The 19482-nt window shown below is 44.1% G+C and carries 24 protein-coding genes and 1 pseudogene; 21 read left to right on the forward strand and 4 right to left on the reverse strand.

What is annotated here, in order from left to right; genetic code table 11:
• Position 1: 1 nt before the first annotated feature.
• From QA442_RS09880 to QA442_RS09895, 4 genes are read left to right on the forward strand one after another with little or no spacing between them, the layout of a single operon-like run.
• Positions 2-346 (forward strand): antibiotic biosynthesis monooxygenase family protein, encoded by a 345-nt coding sequence (locus QA442_RS09880; RefSeq protein WP_069149822.1) that lies wholly within the window; start codon positions 2-4, stop codon positions 344-346.
• Complete coding sequence (locus QA442_RS09885) at positions 339-1370, forward strand: bifunctional GNAT family N-acetyltransferase/GrpB family protein (RefSeq protein ID WP_095431486.1); 1032 nt, start codon at positions 339-341, stop codon at positions 1368-1370. The genes QA442_RS09880 and QA442_RS09885 overlap by 8 nt, the downstream gene beginning before the upstream one ends.
• Positions 1367-1690 carry an iron-sulfur cluster biosynthesis family protein gene (locus QA442_RS09890; RefSeq protein ID WP_014664499.1) on the forward strand — a complete coding sequence of 108 codons (324 nt, stop codon included), beginning with the start codon at positions 1367-1369 and terminating at the stop codon, positions 1688-1690. Before QA442_RS09885 ends, QA442_RS09890 begins: the two co-directional genes overlap by 4 nt.
• 12 nt (positions 1691-1702) lie before the next feature.
• Positions 1703-1942, forward strand: coding sequence for a YqkC family protein (locus QA442_RS09895; RefSeq protein ID WP_014664498.1), 240 nt, complete (start codon positions 1703-1705; stop codon positions 1940-1942).
• Between the two features lie 42 nt (positions 1943-1984).
• Here the strand turns inward: QA442_RS09895 and QA442_RS09900 are convergent, their stop codons facing one another.
• Complete coding sequence (locus QA442_RS09900) at positions 1985-2899, reverse strand: alpha/beta hydrolase (protein WP_095431487.1); 915 nt, start codon at positions 2897-2899, stop codon at positions 1985-1987.
• A gap of 161 nt (positions 2900-3060) precedes the next feature.
• Between QA442_RS09900 and QA442_RS09905 the strand changes: the two genes are divergently transcribed.
• Positions 3061-3285 carry a YqkE family protein gene (locus tag QA442_RS09905; RefSeq protein WP_014664496.1) on the forward strand — a complete coding sequence of 75 codons (225 nt, stop codon included), beginning with the start codon at positions 3061-3063 and terminating at the stop codon, positions 3283-3285.
• Between the two features lie 166 nt (positions 3286-3451).
• Here the strand turns inward: QA442_RS09905 and QA442_RS09910 are convergent, their stop codons facing one another.
• Both QA442_RS09910 and mciZ read right to left on the reverse strand, forming a co-directional pair.
• On the reverse strand, positions 3452-4372 hold the full coding sequence (locus QA442_RS09910; RefSeq protein ID WP_014664495.1) for an aldo/keto reductase: 921 nt from the start codon (positions 4370-4372) through the stop codon (positions 3452-3454).
• A 63-nt stretch (positions 4373-4435) separates the two neighbouring features.
• Positions 4436-4558 carry a Z-ring formation inhibitor MciZ gene (mciZ, locus tag QA442_RS09915; RefSeq protein WP_014664494.1) on the reverse strand — a complete coding sequence of 41 codons (123 nt, stop codon included), beginning with the start codon at positions 4556-4558 and terminating at the stop codon, positions 4436-4438.
• A gap of 73 nt (positions 4559-4631) precedes the next feature.
• On the opposite strand from mciZ, the gene nudF reads away from it, so the two are divergent.
• Together nudF and QA442_RS09925 are read left to right on the forward strand one after the other, a co-directional pair.
• Entirely contained in the window at positions 4632-5189 is a 558-nt protein-coding gene (gene nudF / locus QA442_RS09920; protein WP_014664493.1) for an ADP-ribose pyrophosphatase, read from the forward strand.
• Positions 5186-6349, forward strand: coding sequence for a TIGR00375 family protein (locus tag QA442_RS09925; protein WP_095431488.1), 1164 nt, complete (start codon positions 5186-5188; stop codon positions 6347-6349). The genes nudF and QA442_RS09925 overlap by 4 nt, the downstream gene beginning before the upstream one ends.
• 8 nt (positions 6350-6357) lie before the next feature.
• Here the strand turns inward: QA442_RS09925 and ansR are convergent, their stop codons facing one another.
• Positions 6358-6708, reverse strand: a complete 351-nt coding sequence (gene ansR / locus QA442_RS09930) for an HTH-type transcriptional regulator AnsR (RefSeq protein WP_014664491.1) — start codon at positions 6706-6708, stop codon at positions 6358-6360.
• Between the two features lie 181 nt (positions 6709-6889).
• Here ansR and ansA point away from each other — a divergent pair, with 181 nt between their 5' ends.
• The 14 genes and pseudogenes from ansA (at position 6890) to spoIIAB (ending at position 19475) form a co-directional block, all read left to right on the forward strand.
• Complete coding sequence (ansA, locus tag QA442_RS09935; protein ID WP_040082724.1) at positions 6890-7879, forward strand: asparaginase; 990 nt, start codon at positions 6890-6892, stop codon at positions 7877-7879.
• Positions 7880-7923: 44 nt separating this feature from the next.
• Positions 7924-9351, forward strand: coding sequence for an aspartate ammonia-lyase (gene aspA, locus QA442_RS09940; RefSeq protein ID WP_014664489.1), 1428 nt, complete (start codon positions 7924-7926; stop codon positions 9349-9351).
• Between the two features lie 141 nt (positions 9352-9492).
• Positions 9493-10899: a malate-H+/Na+-lactate antiporter MleN gene (gene mleN, locus QA442_RS09945; RefSeq protein ID WP_014664488.1), complete on the forward strand. Its 1407-nt coding sequence runs from the start codon at positions 9493-9495 to the stop codon at positions 10897-10899.
• 16 nt (positions 10900-10915) lie between these two features.
• Positions 10916-12235, forward strand: coding sequence for a malic enzyme-like NAD(P)-binding protein (locus QA442_RS09950; RefSeq protein WP_040082725.1), 1320 nt, complete (start codon positions 10916-10918; stop codon positions 12233-12235).
• 88 nt (positions 12236-12323) lie between these two features.
• The gene (locus QA442_RS09955) at positions 12324-12605 is read left to right on the forward strand and encodes a hypothetical protein (RefSeq protein WP_231516496.1); all 282 of its coding nucleotides are present in this window, start codon (positions 12324-12326) and stop codon (positions 12603-12605) included.
• Between the two features lie 33 nt (positions 12606-12638).
• Complete coding sequence (gene spoIIM / locus QA442_RS09960; protein WP_095431489.1) at positions 12639-13283, forward strand: stage II sporulation protein M; 645 nt, start codon at positions 12639-12641, stop codon at positions 13281-13283.
• A gap of 112 nt (positions 13284-13395) precedes the next feature.
• On the forward strand, positions 13396-13845 hold the full coding sequence (gene fur / locus QA442_RS09965) for a ferric iron uptake transcriptional regulator (RefSeq protein WP_003223972.1): 450 nt from the start codon (positions 13396-13398) through the stop codon (positions 13843-13845).
• Positions 13846-13969: 124 nt separating this feature from the next.
• On the forward strand, positions 13970-14197 hold the full coding sequence (locus QA442_RS09970; RefSeq protein ID WP_014664484.1) for a YqzK family protein: 228 nt from the start codon (positions 13970-13972) through the stop codon (positions 14195-14197).
• 7 nt (positions 14198-14204) lie between these two features.
• Entirely contained in the window at positions 14205-15095 is an 891-nt protein-coding gene (gene xerD / locus QA442_RS09975) for a site-specific tyrosine recombinase XerD (RefSeq protein WP_071580437.1), read from the forward strand.
• Between the two features lie 159 nt (positions 15096-15254).
• A complete protein-coding gene (gene deoB / locus QA442_RS09980; RefSeq protein WP_071580438.1) occupies positions 15255-16439 on the forward strand; it encodes a phosphopentomutase in 1185 nt (394 codons plus the stop codon).
• 12 nt (positions 16440-16451) lie between these two features.
• A pseudogene (locus QA442_RS09985) lies at positions 16452-17265 on the forward strand (purine nucleoside phosphorylase I, inosine and guanosine-specific).
• Between the two features lie 154 nt (positions 17266-17419).
• Positions 17420-18589 (forward strand): D-alanyl-D-alanine carboxypeptidase DacF, encoded by a 1170-nt coding sequence (gene dacF / locus QA442_RS09990; protein WP_040083771.1) that lies wholly within the window; start codon positions 17420-17422, stop codon positions 18587-18589.
• Between the two features lie 95 nt (positions 18590-18684).
• A complete protein-coding gene (gene spoIIAA, locus QA442_RS09995) occupies positions 18685-19038 on the forward strand; it encodes an anti-sigma F factor antagonist (RefSeq protein ID WP_040082729.1) in 354 nt (117 codons plus the stop codon).
• The gene (gene spoIIAB, locus QA442_RS10000; RefSeq protein WP_071580440.1) at positions 19035-19475 is read left to right on the forward strand and encodes an anti-sigma F factor; all 441 of its coding nucleotides are present in this window, start codon (positions 19035-19037) and stop codon (positions 19473-19475) included. Before spoIIAA ends, spoIIAB begins: the two co-directional genes overlap by 4 nt.
• Positions 19476-19482: the final 7 nt, after the last annotated feature.

The following is a 19482-nucleotide window of genomic DNA, read 5'->3' on the forward strand; positions in this document are numbered from 1 at the left end:
TATGATGGATTTTTTATCAAAAACACCTGAGCCTCCTTACTATGCCGTCATTTTTTCTTCTGTCAAAAGCGAAACTGACACAGGATATGGAGAAACGGCAGAGCGGATGGTATTGCTTGCAGCGGATCAGCCTGGATTTTTAGGCGTGGAAAGCGTTCGTGAAGCGGATGGAAGGGGCATCACAGTTTCCTATTGGGACAGTATGAACGCAATTATCCTTTGGAAGCATCACACTGAACATCAAGCGGCAAAAGAAAAAGGAAAAAGTGTTTGGTACGAGTCGTATGCAGTCCGCGTCTCAAAAGTCGAAAGACAGCGGCTGTTTCAGGAGAACACGAATGATTGAATTTCTTCAGCATAAGGAAGACACAATAGCCCGTGAGATTATAGCCGTACAGATCCCATCTTACATAAAGGAAACAGAGATTATCGGTTTTGACGGCATTCCGGCTTTACAAGAGAAGGTGAAGGATATTCAAGCATCTCATGAACGGTTTGCGGGATATCGGAAAAACGGCAAGCTGATCGGTGTCATTTCATATGAGAAAAACATGCATCATCTCACCATTTGCAGGCTTGTTGTGCATCCTGACGGTTTTAGAAAAGGAATTGGACGAGCACTTCTGCAATTTGTCATTGATCAGAACGAAGACGCTGAGAAAATCGAAGTAGTCACAGCCGAGAAAAATATCCCGGCCGTGTCACTCTATACACAGGCTGGATTCCAAAAAGCAGAAACCGTCAAAGCAGCGCAGGATCTATTGCTGTCGGTCTTTCATTTGTATCCGAAAAGAAAAGTTGAGGTCGTTCCCTACAACGAAAAATGGACGAAAGGTTTCGATGAAGAAAAAGAACGGCTGAAGCGGGTGTTCGGGCCGGAGATGATCGCCGTTCATCATATCGGAAGCACATCGATACCGAACATGGCAGCGAAGCCAATCATTGATATGTTAATTGAAGTCAGAAGCATTGAGGCCGTGAGCCAATTTGATGAACAAATGAAGGCTGTCGGCTATATGCCAAAAGGTGAGAACGGCATAGCGGGCAGGCGTTATTTCCAAAAGGGCGGAAATAAACGAACCCATCATGTCCATCTGTACGAACAGGGAAACCCTGCTATTGAAAGGCATCTGTTATTCAGAGATTATCTCAGAGCTCATCCGAGCATAGCGAAAGAATACGCCGTTCTCAAAAAACGGCTGGCGGCCCAGCATTCCGATAGCATCAAACAATACATGCAAGGGAAAGATGAATGGATCAAGGCTGCAGAAGAAAATGCGAAGCGGTGGAAAAAAGGCAGAAACCATGCGAATGGCAGTGTTGTATGCTACAATAGCGAAAATGATGAAAACGGGGGTTTCACCTTATGAACATACATGTGACAGATGCAGCGAAACAGGCACTGCAGCAGGCGTTCGACGCCAACCCGGGAAAAAAAGCCCAGCTTCGTTATGATGCAGAAGGATGCGGCTGCGCGGTAAGCGGTGTACCGACAATCTGGCTGACAGAAGAATTAACGGGACAGTGCGAGCAGCTGGAAACGAACGGCATTCCGCTGTATATCCAATCGTCGCAAAAAGTGTTTTTTGACGATCAAATGACGATCGATTACAATGAAAAAGCCAAAACATTGGCGCTGAAAAGCCCGGCTGAAATGCTCAGCCCCAGAATGAGCATATTAGTAAAGTAGGAGACGCGAAACGTGGAACAAAAGCTGAAAGCAATGAAGAACACAGCACAAAATAAAACGTGGGTATCCTTCCTGAATCAAAACCATCCCTATACCTTGCTTCACTGGTCAATTGGAGGAGCAGAATCCGTCAAGAAAGATGTTTGGCTATTGCAGGATGAAATGACCTTCGAGACGCAGGAGTTTACAACGATAGACCTTGCGATTGAATGGATCAGAGAACATATGGATGATATTACCGACGTTTTGTGAAATAAAAAAGCGAAAGAGCCGACGAGGCCTTTCGCTTTTTTATTATGTTGAGACCTTCATTTTGTCTAAAAACTCCTGCACCGTTTTTCGGTACGTGTCCCGGTTTTTGGTGTATGACATGGCATGTTCACCGTTCTCGGCGATATACAGCGCTTTCGGTCCGGTTTTCTTTTCGTAAAGCCGCTCGGTTGAAGAAACAGGAATGTAATCATCATCCTGACTGTGAATAAAGAGGACCGGCTTTTCGATTTGATCAATGACAGCAAGCGGAGATACTTCGCGAGCGCGATAGCCGCCCCTCAGCTTCAAAAAGAAGTCGGCGATAGGGAGCAGGGGCCAAGACGGGAGCCTGTATTCCGTTTTCAGCAGATAGGCAAGCTGTTCATCAAAACATGCGAACGGACAATCGGCAATATAAAAATCAGCGCCATCTTCACAGTGTGCGCCAGCGTAAAGCAGAGCGGTCACAGCTCCCATCGATTCACCGTGAATTCCGATCAATCCGCGATGATTTGTTTTGTTTTTGAGCCAGCTGACAACCTCATTGAGATCATCTTTTTCATAAAACCCGTAACTGGTCGTCTTTCCGCCGCTTTGGCCATGCCGGCGGTGATCATAAATAAGTACATTCCAGCCGAGATCAAGAAATAAATGCATATACTTAAGAGAATTCAGCACATTCATCGTTACTCCGTGGCAGATGATGATGGTGTTTTGAGTGTCATGCGGTGCGACATGGTATCCCTTTATGGTATACCCGTAAGCGGATGGAATCTCAAAAGCGGTTTTCTCCATTTGTTCAAATGATTCGAACACATCATGTCCGTCGTCTTTCTCTCTTTTGATAATGTCTTCGTCCGTTTTTTTCTTGATGAATAGAATCATGTTCGAAAAAACAATTCCGATCGCGATGACAGCAGTTAAGAGAGCGCCAATGGCCAAAAGGATTTTCTTCAAAAGACACAGCACCTTTCAACGAAATATATAGGTCATTCGTTTTTAAGATCATTATACCTAAACACTGCTGCGCTGAGAAAGTTATCAGAAGAGAGTTTGCTTGTTCAGCTTATATGCTCCGTGATAAACTGGCTTCAAAACAAAACATGGGGGAAGTCTGCATGAAAAAACAAAAATCCGCTGACAAACACCAGCTAAAAGACGGCCTTCAATCCGATATCAAAGCAAAGCTTATGGAGATGAAGAGCCAATTGAAGGAAGAGGATGAAAAGAGGCAGGAAAGAGAAAAAGCAGAACAGATCAGAAAGAAAAAAGAGATCGAAAAAAATAAAAGTTTTGAACAACTCCTAAATGAAAGCCAAATGGATTGGCATCGATATAAATAAATCGGCCACCTATACAGAGGCTGGTTTCAAGCGTGTCGACAAACACTTGTGTACCTTGTCAAGCCTGTGAGTCGGCAGCTTCCATGCATGTCTTTTCTAACCTGCATGGTTTTCAATCGCGGTCAACAAAATGAAATCAGCACCCTTAAGGGTGCTGATTTTTCTATTAAGAGCGGTGGGCTTCATAAACGTCTTGTTTCGTATGAGATTGAAGCGCTTTGATTTCTTCTTCTGTTAAACGCCGCGCCTTTGCTGCCTGAATGTTTTCCCGTAACTGCTCAACCTTACTGGCGCCTGTAATCACTGAAGCGACAGCTGGCTGTGCTAACAGATACTGCAGCGACTTTTCTGTCATTGAAAGGTCGGGAGCCACTTCCTCCATTGCCTTGCGGGCATTTGTCAGTTCTTCAAATGAATAGGACAAGTACCCGTTTTGTTTCATGCTGTCTGCCGCTTGATCAAGGGGTCTTTCGGTTAAGAGCCCTTTGGCAACAGGGCCTCTGGCGACTACGCTGATTTGATGTTCCTCTAAAAGCGGGAGCCATTCCTCAGGGCGTCTGTCAAACAAGCTGAATTGCATCATGATGCTGACGATGTTTGATTTCTTTACATATTCTTTTATCACATTCGGGCGGATGGAAGAAATGCCATAGTAGCGGATGACACCTTCTTGTTTTAATTCCTCAAACGCCTCGATCGTTTCATCAATGTTATCCTCTATCGTGCCGCCGTGTAGCTGATAAAGGTCGATATAATCAGTTTTCAGCCGTGTAAGGCTCTTTTTTACCGCTTCTTTTATGTAAGCTTTTGAAGGGTCCCAATACCAGCCCTCGCTCCCGTCATCCCAACGGTTTCCCGCTTTTGTTGCCAGAATAATATCCTGGCGTCTGTTTTGGATCGCATCACCGACGATTTCTTCGTTGCGTCCCCGGTCATACAAATCCGCTGTGTCCAAATAGTTGATGCCGAGCTCGATCGCTTCATCCAAAATGGACAATGCTTTGTTTTTTTCAGTTCCAAGAGACATACAGCCGAGTCCGACTTCGCTTATTTCTAAATCAGATGTACCCAGTTTGCGCTTTCTCATGTGCACACTCCTTTTTTTAGGCTTTGTATTGACCGTAATATAAAGGAGCCAAAGTTTCAACTTTTACGGCTCTGACACCCATTCTTTTACATATTGAAATGTGCGTCCATACTCTTTTAACTTTGCCCGAATTTCCCATGCTTTTCCGACTAAGACAACACCTTTTGGCATGCGGTACACTTTCACGAAAAGGCCTCCTTTTCTCTAGTATGATAAAATGTATGGGGCATCATATAGAGACAGAACGGGAGATGAAGAAATGAAATCATTAGAAGAAAAAACAATTGCCAAAGAACAGATCTTTTCAGGTAAAGTTATTGATCTATTTGTCGAGGATGTAGAGCTGCCAAACGGCAAAACGAGTAAACGTGAAATTGTGAAACACCCTGGAGCAGTAGCGGTATTAGCCGTCACAGATGAAGGGAACATTATCTTGGTCAAACAATTCCGTAAGCCGCTTGAGCGGACAATCGTTGAAATTCCAGCCGGAAAGCTTGAAAAAGGTGAGGAGCCGGAGTATACGGCACTTCGGGAACTTGAGGAGGAAACCGGCTATACAGCAAAAAAACTGACAAAAATAACTGCGTTTTATACCTCTCCCGGCTTTGCTGATGAAATCGTTCACGTATTTCTTGCTGAGGAGCTTTCTGTACTCGAAGAAAAACGGGAGCTTGATGAGGACGAGTTTGTTGAAGTGATGGAGGTGACGCTTGAAGATGCGCTAAAGCTGGTTGAATCGCGTGAAGTATATGATGCTAAAACTGCCTATGCGATTCAATATCTTCAACTGAAAGAAGCGCTCCAAGCACAAAAATGAAAAAGATTTACGCGGATTTGCACATTCATATCGGCCGGACCTTTACAGGAAGGGCTGTCAAAATAACAGGCGCCAAAACATTAACGCTGGACCGGATTTTGGTTGAAGCCAGTGAACATAAAGGAATTGAACTCCTCGGTATTATCGACTGTCATTCTCCGGAAGTCATTCTAGAGCTTGAGGAAGGCATTTCATCTGGAAAATATCGCGAGCTTGATGGGGGAGGAATCCGTTATCGCAGTACGACTCTTTTATTGGGGAGCGAGCTGGAGATTTATGATGAAGACTGCAGCGGGCCGATCCATGTGCTTGTATTTATGCCGAAGCTGGCTGATATGAAGCAGTTTTCAAACTGGCTGTCAGCCAGGCTGAAAAATATTCATTTAAGCTCACAGCGGATATATGAAACGGGCTTAAACCTGCAACAAAAAGTCAAGGAAATGGGCGGTCTTTTTATCCCCGCCCATATCTTTACACCGCACAAAAGCTTATATGGAAAAGGGGTTAAATCAAGCTTAACTGAGGTTTTTGATCCGTCAATGATAGATGCGGTGGAGCTTGGATTAAGCTGCGATACAGACATGGCTTCACACATATCTGAATTGAATCCGTATCCTTTTTTAACAAATTCTGATGCGCATTCGTTGGGGAAAATCGGCAGAGAATATAATGAACTATATGTGCAATCAGCTGATTTTACTGAGTTTGCTCTTGCATTAAAAGGGCAAGATGAAAGGAAAATGATCGCAAATTACGGCTTGGACCCGTTATTGGGGAAATATTATCAGACGGCTTGCGAAGCGTGCGGAGAACCTGCAGTGAGCGGGGAAAAATCGTGCGCGAATTGCGGCAATGCCAGATTTACCAAGGGAGTCAGCGAAAGATTGCGTGAATTGAGTGATCAGCCTGAAGTTCGCGTCCCGCGTCCGCGGTATGTACATCAGATCCCCCTGCAATTTGTTCCGGGTGTAGGCCCGAAAACGCTGGACAAGCTAAAAAAAGCCTTCGGAACAGAAATGGCTGTTCTTCATGAGGCTGCAGAAGAAGATTTGGCTCGCGTTGTCCCGCCAAAAACCGCGGCGCTTATTGTAAAAGCGAGATCCGGAAAACTGGAATTGAAAGCCGGAGGAGGAGGAACCTACGGTAAAATTAAACCGTGAGTTAAAGATTAACTCAGTTCCTCCTGTACTTTTCTTTTTGTCCGTATAAAGGTAATCAGCTGGATGATTTCATCTTCACTCAGCGGCTTGCCATCAACAGAAATGGTAAAGTCAAGGCTGCTCCACGTGGCCAATTCAATGGTCTGGGGAGCAGTCTGCTTTTGTTTCTCACGGCCTAAAAGTTCATCGCAGGTTGTGTCAAAGAGGTCAGCAAGCATGGCAAGTGCCTCAAGAGAAGGCCGTCGGTAGCCTGACTCGTAGCCGGCATATGTGCTTTTTGCGATGCCTAGAAGGTCAGCTGTATATTGAAGTGACCAATTTTTCTTTTTTCTCAATTCAGTTAAACGATCTAGATTCATGAACTTCCGCTCCTTTTTCACCTTGAGCTGATTATATCATATAGGTATTAGGAAGTGTACGCGAATTGAATAATAATGTCTTGCGTATTTTATTTTCCGTGTCTATAATTGCATTAAAAGTATGCGAAAAGCGAATACCTTCTCGCAACCCATCTTTAGATACAGTGAAGAGGTGCATGGTATGAAAAAATTATTGATGTTGACAACTGGGGGAACGATTGCTTCAGTTGAAGGGGAAAATGGGCTGGCTCCCGCGGTCAAGGCTGATGAATTACTAAGTTACGTATCAAAACTTGATAACGATTACACGATGGAAACTCAGTCGCTTATGAATATAGACAGCACCAATATGCAGCCTGAATACTGGGTGGAAATAGCCGAAGCCGTTAAGGAAAATTATGATGCCTATGACGGGTTTGTTATTACTCACGGTACAGATACAATGGCCTATACATCTGCCGCACTATCATATATGCTGCAGCATGCCAAAAAGCCAATCGTCATCACCGGCTCGCAGATTCCGATCACGTTCCAAAAAACCGACGCCAAAAAAAATATTACAGATGCCATTCGCTTTGCCTGTGAAGGCGTAGGCGGGGTTTATGTTGTATTTGACGGCAGAGTCATTCAAGGAACGCGTGCGATCAAATTAAGAACGAAAAGCTATGACGCATTTGAAAGCATCAATTACCCATATATCGCTTTTATCAATGAAGACGGGATCGAATACAACAAACAAGTAACGGAACCTGAGAACGACACCTTTGCAGTTGACACTTCACTTTGCACAGATGTATGTCTGCTGAAGCTGCATCCAGGCTTAAAGCCCGAAATGCTTGATGCCCTGAAAAGCATGTACAAAGGGATTGTCATTGAGAGTTATGGCAGCGGAGGGGTGCCGTTTGAAGGCAGAGACATTTTGTCAAAAGTGAATGAGCTGATTGAAAGCGGCATTGTCGTCGTCATTACAACTCAATGTCTGGAAGAAGGCGAAGACATGAGCATTTACGAGGTAGGCCGCAGAGTCAACCAAGACTTAATTATCCGATCAAGAAATATGAACACAGAAGCCATTGTGCCAAAATTGATGTGGGCACTAGGTCAGTCTTCGGATCTTCCTGTCGTCAAGAGAATTATGGAAACGCCGATAGCTGATGACGTTGTCCTGTAAAATGTAAAAACGATAACCAGCAAAGAGAAAGAAGGTTAAAGATTATGTTAAACGGCCAAAAAGAATATCGCGTGGAAAAAGACTTCCTTGGGGAAAAACAAATTGAGGCAGATGTTTATTACGGAATTCAGACGCTCCGTGCTTCTGAAAATTTCCCGATTACGGGATACAAAATCCATGAAGAAATGATTAACGCACTGGCGATTGTAAAAAAAGCCGCGGCTCTTGCCAACATGGACGTGAAACGGCTGTATGAAGGAATTGGCCAAGCTATCGTACAAGCCGCTGATGAGATTCTGGAAGGCAAGTGGCACGATCAGTTTATCGTCGATCCGATTCAGGGCGGTGCCGGAACTTCTATGAACATGAATGCGAATGAGGTTATCGGAAACCGGGCTCTTGAAATCATGGGACATAAAAAGGGAGATTATATCCATTTAAGCCCAAACACACATGTGAATATGTCACAGTCTACAAACGATGTGTTCCCGACTGCGATTCATATTTCCACATTGAATCTCTTGGAAAAACTGCTGAAAACAATGGAAGATATGCATAGTGTGTTTAAGCAAAAAGCACAGGAGTTTGATTCTGTTATTAAAATGGGCCGGACACACCTTCAAGATGCGGTTCCAATTCGTCTTGGGCAAGAATTCGAAGCGTACAGCCGTGTTCTGGAGCGTGATATCAAACGAATCAAACAATCGCGACAGCACCTGTATGAAGTCAACATGGGCGCAACTGCTGTTGGTACAGGGCTAAACGCTGATCCTGAATATATTAAACAGGTAGTAAAGCACCTTGCTGATATCAGCGGTCTTCCTCTCGTCGGCGCTGATCATCTTGTTGATGCAACACAAAATACAGATGCGTATACAGAGGTATCAGCTTCATTAAAAGTCTGCATGATGAACATGTCGAAGATCGCAAACGACCTGCGCTTAATGGCGTCAGGACCGCGCGCGGGCCTTGCGGAAATTTCTCTGCCTGCACGTCAGCCGGGGTCATCCATTATGCCGGGAAAAGTCAATCCGGTTATGGCGGAGCTGATCAACCAAATTGCGTTCCAGGTTATTGGAAACGACAATACAATCTGCCTTGCTTCAGAAGCAGGACAGCTTGAATTAAACGTCATGGAGCCCGTGCTTGTCTTTAATTTGCTTCAATCTATCAGCATCATGAACAACGGCTTCCGCTCGTTCACTGATAATTGCTTAAAAGGCATCGAAGCCAACGAAAAGCGCTTGAAGCAATACGTAGAAAAAAGTGCAGGAGTCATCACTGCAGTCAATCCGCATCTTGGGTATGAAGCGGCAGCTAGAATTGCCCGGGAAGCAATTATGACAGGGCAATCTGTCCGCGATCTTTGCCTGCAGCATGATGTGCTGACAGAAGAAGAATTGGATATCATTTTAAACCCATATGAAATGACAAAACCAGGTATCGCTGGGAAAGAACTATTAGAAAAATAAAATTTGAACAAAAAACAGCTTATTCATCTCGGGATATTCCGATGAATAAGCTGTTTACAACATAGGGATGAGGAAGTATAGTATACGTGTTGCACTATTTATTGAAAGCGTTTTAGCTTTTTACATGAAGGGGGACTTCTTTTGAAGGATGTAAGACTGCCAACACTATTTGAAATTATTATTGTACTAGGATCATTTTTAGCACTTGTCATGTCGTTTACCGTCTTTTTAGACTTGCCGATACAGCTCGCGCTTTTCATTTCCTGGTTTATCGCAATGATTCTCGGAATCAGACTCGGTTATACTTATAAAGATATGCAAAATGCGATCCTGCATGGAATATCAAATGGGCTTGAAGCCGTTCTGATTCTTGTTTCAGTAGGAGCGCTTATTGGAACATGGATCGCTGGTGGAATTGTGCCCACACTGATTTACTATGGTTTAGAATTTATTCACCCTAGCATCTTTTTACTTGCAACGCTTATTATTTGTTCAATTATGTCTGTAGCAACAGGTACGTCATGGGGAACAGTCGGAACTGCCGGCATTGCCATGATCGCAATTGGAGAGGGGTTAGGCATTCCGCTTCCTCTTGTAGCCGGTGCTATCCTTTCAGGCGCTTATTTCGGGGACAAGCTGTCTCCTTTGTCTGACAGTACGGTTCTTGCTTCTTCGCTATCTAAAGTAGATGTGTTAGACCACGTCAGAGCAATGCTCTTTTTATCTGTGCCAGCATATGTGATTACAGCTATTCTCTTTACAATTACTGGTTTTATGTACGGCGGGAAAAATATTGACCTTGATAAAGTTGACTTCTTGAAATCATCTTTGCAAAATACGTTTGACATTCATATTTGGATGCTGATCCCGGCTGTTGTTGTTATTGTCTTATTGGCGATGAAAAAACCATCAATGCCGGTTATCGTGATTGGTGCGTTACTTGGTGCAATCTGGGCTGTTGCTTTCCAAGGCATGAATCCTGCGGACGCTATCGCTACCGCATACAACGGATTCTCCATTAAAACAGATGTTGAATTTTTGAATGGCCTATTAAACCGCGGCGGAATTGTCGGAATGCTCAGTTCCCTTGTCGTGATTATCTTTGGACTTGGTTTTGGCGGACTGCTAGAAAAGCTTGGCGTCTTAAAAGTGATCGTTTCTATGTTTGAAAAGAAGCTGACATCACCGGGCAATGTGACTTTATCTACGCTGATCGTAGCGTTTTTAGCAAACATCTTCGGCTGTGCGATGTATGTATCTCTTATTTTGACTCCGAAAATTATGGAAGACAGCTATGATCGTTTGAATCTCGATAGAAGAGTGTTATCCCGTAACTCAGAGGTCGGGGGTACATTAACTTCAGGTATGGTTCCTTGGTCTGATAACGGGATTTACATGGCGGGAATACTAGGAGTTTCTACCTTCTCATATCTGCCGTTTATGTGGCTCAGTTTTGTAGCAATAGGTCTTGCCATTATCTATGGTTATACAGGAAAATTTATATGGTATACGAAAAACAATACAGTTAAAGCTGAAAAACTAGGCTAATAGGGGAGGATACTGAATGATAGCGAAACACATGATTCGGACACTGATGATCGAAACGCCTTCGGTTCCCGGAAATCTTGGAAGGGTGGCTACGGCAATCGGCCTTCTGGGCGGGGATATTGGTGAAGTGGAGACTGTAAAAGTCGGCCCCAATTACACAATGCGGAATATTACCGTTCAAGTGGAGAATGAAGAACAGCTTCAGGAAGTGATCGCGGCTGTCCAGGCCCTCGGAGAAGGGATCAGACTTCACACCGTATCTGATGAAGTTCTGTCCGCACATGAAGGCGGAAAAATCCAAATGAAAAGCAAAATGCCGATCCGTTCACTTGCAGAGCTGGGGCGTGTCTATACACCAGGTGTTGCAGATGTGTGCCGATTGATTGAAAAAGAACCTGAAAAGGCTTCTATATATACAACGATCAGCAATTCTGTCGCGATTGTAACCGATGGAACCGCTATTTTAGGTCTTGGAAATATCGGCTCTGTCGCAGGCATGCCTGTCATGGAAGGAAAGGCTGCTTTATTTGATCAGCTGGCGGGTATTAGCGGCATTCCGATATTGCTTGATACGAGTGATCCTGAAGAAATCATCAAAACGGTAAAACATATTTCTCCTGGTTTTAGCGGTATCCTTTTAGAGGATATCGGTTCGCCGCATTGCTTTGAAATCGAAGACCGCCTAAAAGAGGAGCTGAACATCCCTGTTATGCACGATGACCAGCATGGTACAGCTGTAGTGACGCTGGCTGCTGCCATCTCGGCATGCAGGAGTGCGGGGGTTGACCTCAAGGAAGCGAAAGTGGGGCAAATCGGCCTGGGCGCAGCAGGCGTCGCCATCTGCCGGATGTTCATGGCCTATGGCGTGAAAGCCGTGTACGGAACAGACAAATCAGAGGCGGCAATGAACCGTCTTGAACAATACGGCGGACATGCAGTTTCCAGTATTGAGGAGCTCATGGAAACATGTGATATTGTCATTGCTACAACTGGAGTTCCGGGGTTAATCAAACCGGCATTTGTACGTTCCGGCCAGGTGATCTTGGCATTATCAAATCCGAAGCCGGAAATTGAGCCGGAGGCCGCACTGCAGGCTGGCGCTGCATATGCAGCTGACGGGCGTTCTGTTAATAATGTACTCGGTTTTCCTGGAATTTTTAGAGGAGCGCTTAACGCAAAGAGCAAGGAAATTAATCATGATATGCTTGTCGCAGCAGCAGAGGCCATCGCAGCCTGCACAAAACAAGGCGATGTGGTCCCTCAGCCGCTTGATTCAAAAGTCCATCATGAGGTAGCAGCAGCTGTCGAGCATGCAGCTCTTACAGCAGTAAAATAAAAGTAGCTAAACAGCACCTTAGCAGGGTGCTGTTTTTTTCTTATCCGTGTTCAATTTTGTTATCATTACTAAATAAGGGAGTGATCACATGGCAAAAAGCCAGGCAAAAAAGAAGCGGGAGCATCGACTGAGAAACGGCGGACGTGACGTCTCATCATCAAGAGGCAGTACACCATCTTTCAGCACACATGAAAGAATGACAAAAAGCAAAAAAGAGATTTTGAATAAACGCAAGCATAAGAATCCTTATGATCATACGGCAGTTGATGATAAGGATTTTTTTTCGTCCAAAAAAACCCCTAGCATTCTTCTCTATCGTTTCTTTTTGAAAAGGGGCATCTTTTTGTGTTTCTTTCATACAATCTATTAAATCAAATCAATAGAGCGGGCGGGAGGAAACGGTATGCGAAAAATCTCTTATAAGGACATGTTTCTCAGGCACGTCAAAGATCATCTCTCTCTTTATATATTTGTTGCAGTGCTGTTTTTCATGGGTGTCATCTTTGGCGCGATCATTGTCAACAGTATGACGATCAGCCAGAAAGAAGATTTATACTACTATTTAAGTCAATTTTTCGGACAGCTTTCGGATGGAAAACAGGCAAGTTCAGCTGATATGTTTGGACAAAGTATCTTTCATAATGCAAAGTATTTAGGCCTGATGTGGATACTGGGGATTTCTGTCATTGGCATGCCGGTTATTTTCATCATGATCTTTCTGAAAGGGATCGTGGTCGGCTTTACTGTCGGGTTCCTTGTCAATCAGATGGGAGTGAGCGGGTTTTTCCTATCATTTGTCTCCGTTTTGCCGCAAAATGTGCTGCTGATTCCGGCGTATCTCATTATGGGTACGTGTGCGATTGCGTTTTCTTTAAAGTTAATCAGGCAGCTGTTCGTGAAACGAAGCCTGCATGACGCGCCGATTCAATGGTTCGGACGGTATGCCTTTGTGCTGCTGGTTATTCTGCTTTTAGCGCTGATTTCGTCTCTCTTTGAAGCATACTTATCTCCTGTATTAATGGAAAAGCTTACATCGAAACTTTTTTAAAATAATTATTAAAAGAAAATCGTTTTATTTATCAGTTTATAATAATTATAGTTGGAACTCTGCGCTTATTTTGTTATAATGAGTCATGGAATGCGGCGTAGGAGGGAAAGACATGGAAAACCGTATTGATCGAATTAAGAAACAACTGCACTCATCCAGCTATAAACTTACGCCTCAGCGTGAAGCGACAGTAAGAGTGCTGCTTGAAAACGAAGAAGACCATTTAAGCGCAGAAGATGTATACCTCCTCGTAAAAGAGAAATCTCCTGAGATCGGTCTCGCTACAGTATACCGTACGCTTGAATTATTAACTGAATTAAAAGTCGTTGATAAAATTAACTTTGGAGACGGCGTATCCCGTTACGACCTTCGGAAAGAGGGCGCAGCCCACTTTCATCACCACTTGGTGTGCATGGAGTGCGGGGCCGTTGATGAAATTGAAGAAGATTTGCTTGAAGACGTGGAAGAAATCATTGAACGTGATTGGAAATTTAAGATTAAAGATCATAGATTAACGTTTCACGGCATTTGCCATCGCTGTAACGGAAAAGAAACTGAATAGACGGTGCCGAGCGCGAACCTTTTCTCATGGGGAAAGGGTTTTTTGCTGTTTCCATGTATAAAACCTTTCTGATTTGGCATATGGTTTATATAACTGGAACCATAGGGAAAGGATCGATTAGGACATGGGAAGATTCCTGAAAACAACTGTCGATGCATTGAAAGTTTTCATCCTGTTTACCGGTTTTACCGCTTTGTTCTATTATGCTATGATATGGGTGAATCAAGAGTATGAAAACTATCATCGGTACGATAAACCGGAAGGCTCCGCTGTAAAAGTTGTGGAAATGGATCAGGATGAAAAAGGCGGATGGTTCGACCGGTTGATCTTTTTTTACCAAAACGGGGAGTAGATCAAGAGTGAAAGATCAAATAAAGGATTTCATCCACTACGTCATGGTAGAGAGAGGGCTCTCTCAAAATACGATCGTATCCTATGAACGTGACTTGAAAAGCTATTCTCTCTACTTAACAGAAACCCTTCATGTTACGGATTGGAATCACGCAACCCGCATACATATTATCCAATACTTAAAGCACTTGAAGGACTCGGGGAAATCCGGGAAGACATCGGCGCGGCATTTGGCATCCATTCGCTCTTTTCATCAATTTCTGCTCAGGGAAAAAGTGACGGACAAGGACCCTTCCGTTCATATCGAAACACAAAAGACGGAACGGGCGCTTCCGAAAGTGCTCGCACTCAATGAGGTCGAGCGATTATTGGACACGCCTAAGCTGACGAGCCCTTTCGGCTATCGGGATAAAGCAATGCTGGAACTGCTATATGCGACAGGTATACGAGTCAGTGAAATGATTGAATTGAAAACGTCTGATGTTCATTTATCTATGGGGTTTGTCCGATGCTTCGGCAAAGGAAGAAAAGAGAGGATCGTGCCAATTGGTGAAGCAGCCGCTTCCGCCATTGAGGAATATATGACAAAAGCCAGGGGGAAATTGTTAAAGAACAATGTGTCTGATGCCCTCTTTTTAAATCATCACGGCAAACAGATCAGCCGCCAGGGATTTTGGAAGAACCTGAAGAAAATCGCGTTGGAAGCCGGGATTAAGAAAGAGCTGACTCCGCATACACTCAGGCATTCCTTTGCGACGCATCTGCTTGAGAACGGGGCAGATTTAAGAGCGGTTCAGGAAATGCTCGGTCATGCGGATATATCCACGACGCAAATTTATACGCATGTGACGAAAACAAGGCTGAAGGATGTGTACAAGCAGTTTCATCCGCGTGCATAGCCGCAGATGGCTGCGGCTTTTTGTTTAGAGCGACAGAAAATATTGAAGTTTCTCATTATTTCCAAATGCATTGTCAACGGTAATGAAAACGGTTTATACTTGAGTTGTCAGACCTCTTAGCGATACAATAGACGTATAGAAAAAAAGGAGGCTTTCAAGATGCCTGCATACAAATATAATCGTGTGTTTTTAATTGTGATGGACTCAGTCGGAATTGGCGAAGCGCCGGATGCCGCTGACTTTAATGACGAAGGCGCTCATACGCTCGGGCATATTGCCGAGCATATGAACGGATTACATATGCCGAATATGGCAAAACTCGGCCTTGGTCTTATCGAAGATATCAAAGGTGTAGAAAAAACAGAACATCCGCTTGCGTATTATGGAAAAATGCAAGAAGCGTCAAACGGCAAAGATACAATGACCGGCCATTGGGAGATTATGGGCTTATACATTGATAAACCCTTTAAAGTGTTCCCGGAAGGCTTTCCTGATGAATTGCTTCAAGAGCTGGAAAAGAGATCTGGACGCAAAATAATCGGAAACAAGCCGGCTTCAGGCACGGCGATTTTGGATGAGCTTGGCCAGGAGCACATGGAAACAGGAGCTTTAATTGTTTACACGTCTGCTGACTCTGTTCTGCAAATTGCCGCTCACGAAGAGGTTGTGCCGCTTGAAGAGCTGTACCGCATTTGTGAAACGGCGAGAGAACTGACGCTTGATCCGAAGTATATGGTTGGCCGCATTATTGCACGGCCGTTCGTCGGAGAGCCGGGGCAATTTAAACGGACGCCAAACCGCCATGACTATGCGCTTAAGCCGTTTGACCGCACTGTCATGAATGAATTGAAGGACAGCGGCTTAGATGTGATTTCAATCGGAAAAATCTCTGATATTTACGACGGAGAAGGCATTACTTCTTCACGGAGAACGGTTTCTAATATGGATGGAATGGACAAGGTGATCGATACGCTGGGAGAAGACTTTACGGGTCTCAGCTTTGCGAACCTTGTTGATTTTGACGCCTTATTCGGACACCGCCGTGACCCTGAAGGCTACGGACGCGCGCTTGAAGAATTTGATGCGCGGCTTCCGGAAGTGCTTGAAAAAATGAAGGAAGACGATCTGTTGATTATTACAGCAGACCACGGCAATGATCCGATTCATCATGGGACTGACCATACACGCGAGTATGTGCCGATTCTCGCTTACAGCAAAAAACATAAAAAAGCGCAAATGCTGCCGCTCGCAGATACATTTGCCGATATCGGCGCAACGATCGCTGATAATTTCCAAACAAATAAACCGAAATACGGGAAAAGCTTTTTATCTTTATTACAATAGGGGGACTGTTTCTTGAAGGACAGAATTGAACGCGCAGCCGCTTTTATTAAACAAAACCTGCCGGAATCTCCGAAGATCGGCCTTATTTTAGGCTCAGGTCTTGGCATTTTGGCGGACGAAATCGAAAATCCGGTCAAGCTGAAATATGAAGACATACCTGAATTCCCGGTATCTACTGTTGAAGGGCATGCCGGACAGCTTGTGCTGGGCACTCTTGAAGGAGTTTCCGTCATTGCAATGCAGGGCCGCTTTCATTTCTATGAAGGCTACTCAATGGAGAAAGTGACATTCCCAGTACGCGTGATGAAAGCGCTCGGCGTGGAAGCATTGATTGTGACAAATGCCGCAGGCGGTGTCAACACTGAATTCCGTGCGGGAGACTTAATGATTATTACCGATCATATCAACTTTATGGGGACAAACCCGTTAATCGGGCCAAACGAAGCAGATTTCGGCGCCAGATTTCCAGATATGTCTTCAGCCTATGACAAAGAGCTATCCAGCTTGGCTGAAAAGATTGCGAAAGACCTTAATATTCCAATTCAAAAAGGCGTGTATACTGCTGTGACAGGACCTTCTTACGAAACACCGAGAAGTCCGTTTCTTAAGAACGATGGGCACTGATGCAGTCGGCATGTCTACTGTTCCGGAAGTCATTGTGGCGAATCATGCGGGAATGCGGGTTCTTGGCATTTCCTGCATCTCTAACGCGGCAGCCGGAATTCTGGATCAGCCTTTAAGTCACGATGAAGTAATGGAAGTGACCGAAAAAGTAAAAGCTGGATTTTTGAAGCTTGTTAAAGCGGTCGTCGCTCAATACGAATAAAAAAGAATCGAAGCAAGACCAAAAGACAGCTGTGTCGGATATCACACAGCTGTCTTTTTTTGTGCCCAAAATTCGAAACATTTTCCATCAGTGGCGTATAAAACCATCCCGCTTGGAAAAAATAAAAAGGATTATGAAATGGAGGGCTTTTGAGATGAAACGTCTTTTATCCACTTTGTTGATTGGTATAATGCTGCTTACATTTGCACCGTCTGCATTTGCAAAACAAGACGGAAAACGCACATCGGAGCTTGCTCATGAAGCGAAGTCTGCGGTGCTGATAGAACGTGACACGGGAAAAGTGCTTTACAACAAGAACAGCAATGAGAGACTGGCGCCTGCAAGCATGACGAAAATTATGACGATGCTTTTGATTATGGAAGCTTTAGATAAAGGCAAAATCAAAATGAGTGATAAGGTCCGTACAAGCGAGCATGCGGCGTCAATGGGCGGCTCACAGATCTTCCTTGAGCCCGGCGAAGAAATGACTGTCAAAGAAATGCTGAAGGGTATCGCAATCGCTTCAGGAAATGACGCTTCTGTAGCCATGGCTGAATTTATTTCCGGCTCTGAAGAAGAATTTGTTCAGAAAATGAACAAAAAAGCAAAAGAGCTGGGATTGAAAAATACAGCCTTCAAAAACCCGACCGGATTGACAGAGGAAGGACATTACAGCTCTGCTTATGACATGGCAATCATGGCTAAGGAATTATTGAAATACGAATCAATTACGAAGTTTACCGGCACGTATGAAGATTACCTGCGTGAAAATACAGATAAAAAGTTTTGGCTTGTGAATACGAATCGCCTGATCAAGTTTTACCCTGGTGTAGACGGCGTCAAAACAGGCTATACAGGTGAAGCGAAATATTGTCTGACTGCTTCGGCTAAAAAAGGGAACATGCGGGCCATCGCAGTTGTATTTGGAGCGAGCACACCTAAAGAAAGAAACGCGCAAGTGACAAAGATGCTTGATTTCGCCTTTAGTCAATATGAAACGCATCCTTTATATAAACGAAATGAAACAGTAGCAAAAGTAAAGGTCAAAAAAGGGAAACAAAAATTGATCGAACTCACTACATCTGAGCCGATTTCAATATTGACGAAAAAAGGCGAGGATATGAACAATGTGAAGAAAGAAATCAAGATGAAGGACAATATCAGTGCTCCGATTCAAAAAGGCCAAGAGCTTGGCACTCTTGTTCTGAAAAAGGATGGAGAAGTACTCGCTGAAAGTCCAGTTGCTGCAAAAGAAGATATGAAGAAAGCCGGGTTTATCACATTCTTGAAGCGGACGATGGGAGACTGGACAAAATTTAAGTAATTATGCCGAATGACCACTAGTTTTGTCACGGTGAAGGAATTCATTCCGTCGAAATCGAAACACTCATTATCCGATCATATCAAGGAGGAATGAGCATGAGCCTTGGAATTGACATGCATGTCAAAGAATCTGTGCTTTGTATTCGATTAACAGGCGAACTCGATCACCATACGGCTGAAACCCTGAAACAAAAAGTGACTCAATCATTGGAGAAGGATGATATTCGTCATATCGTGCTGAACCTGGAGGACCTTTCCTTTATGGACAGCTCGGGGCTTGGCGTCATTTTAGGAAGATACAAGCAAATTAAGCAAATTGGCGGAGAAATGGTCGTTTGCGCTATCTCTCCTGCGGTGAAGCGGTTGTTTGATATGTCAGGTCTGTTTAAAATTATCCGATTTGAACAATCTGAGCAGAAGGCTCTGCTTACACTGGGGGTGGCATCATGAAAAATGAAATGCACCTTGAGTTTTCTGCCCTCAGCCAGAATGAATCATTCGCCCGTGTGACAGTTGCTTCATTTATAGCTCAGCTGGACCCGACAATGGATGAATTGACTGAAATCAAAACAGTCGTGTCAGAGGCTGTCACGAATGCGATTATCCATGGATATGAAGAAAACTGTGACGGAAAAGTTTACATTTCTGTAACGCTGGAGGATCATGTCGTTTATATGACCATTCGTGATGAAGGCTTGGGCATAACAGATCTTGATGAAGCCCGCCAGCCTTTATTCACGACTAAGCCTGAGCTTGAGCGTTCTGGAATGGGCTTTACCATTATGGAAAATTTCATGGATGATGTCAGTATCGATTCATCGCCTGAAATGGGAACAACGATTCGCTTAACAAAGCACTTATCAAAAAGCAAAGCGCTTTGTAATTAAGGAGATT

Origin of the sequence: Bacillus stercoris (genome assembly GCF_029772985.1) — a bacterium.
In the GTDB taxonomy this organism is placed as follows: Bacteria; Bacillota; Bacilli; order Bacillales; family Bacillaceae; genus Bacillus; species Bacillus stercoris.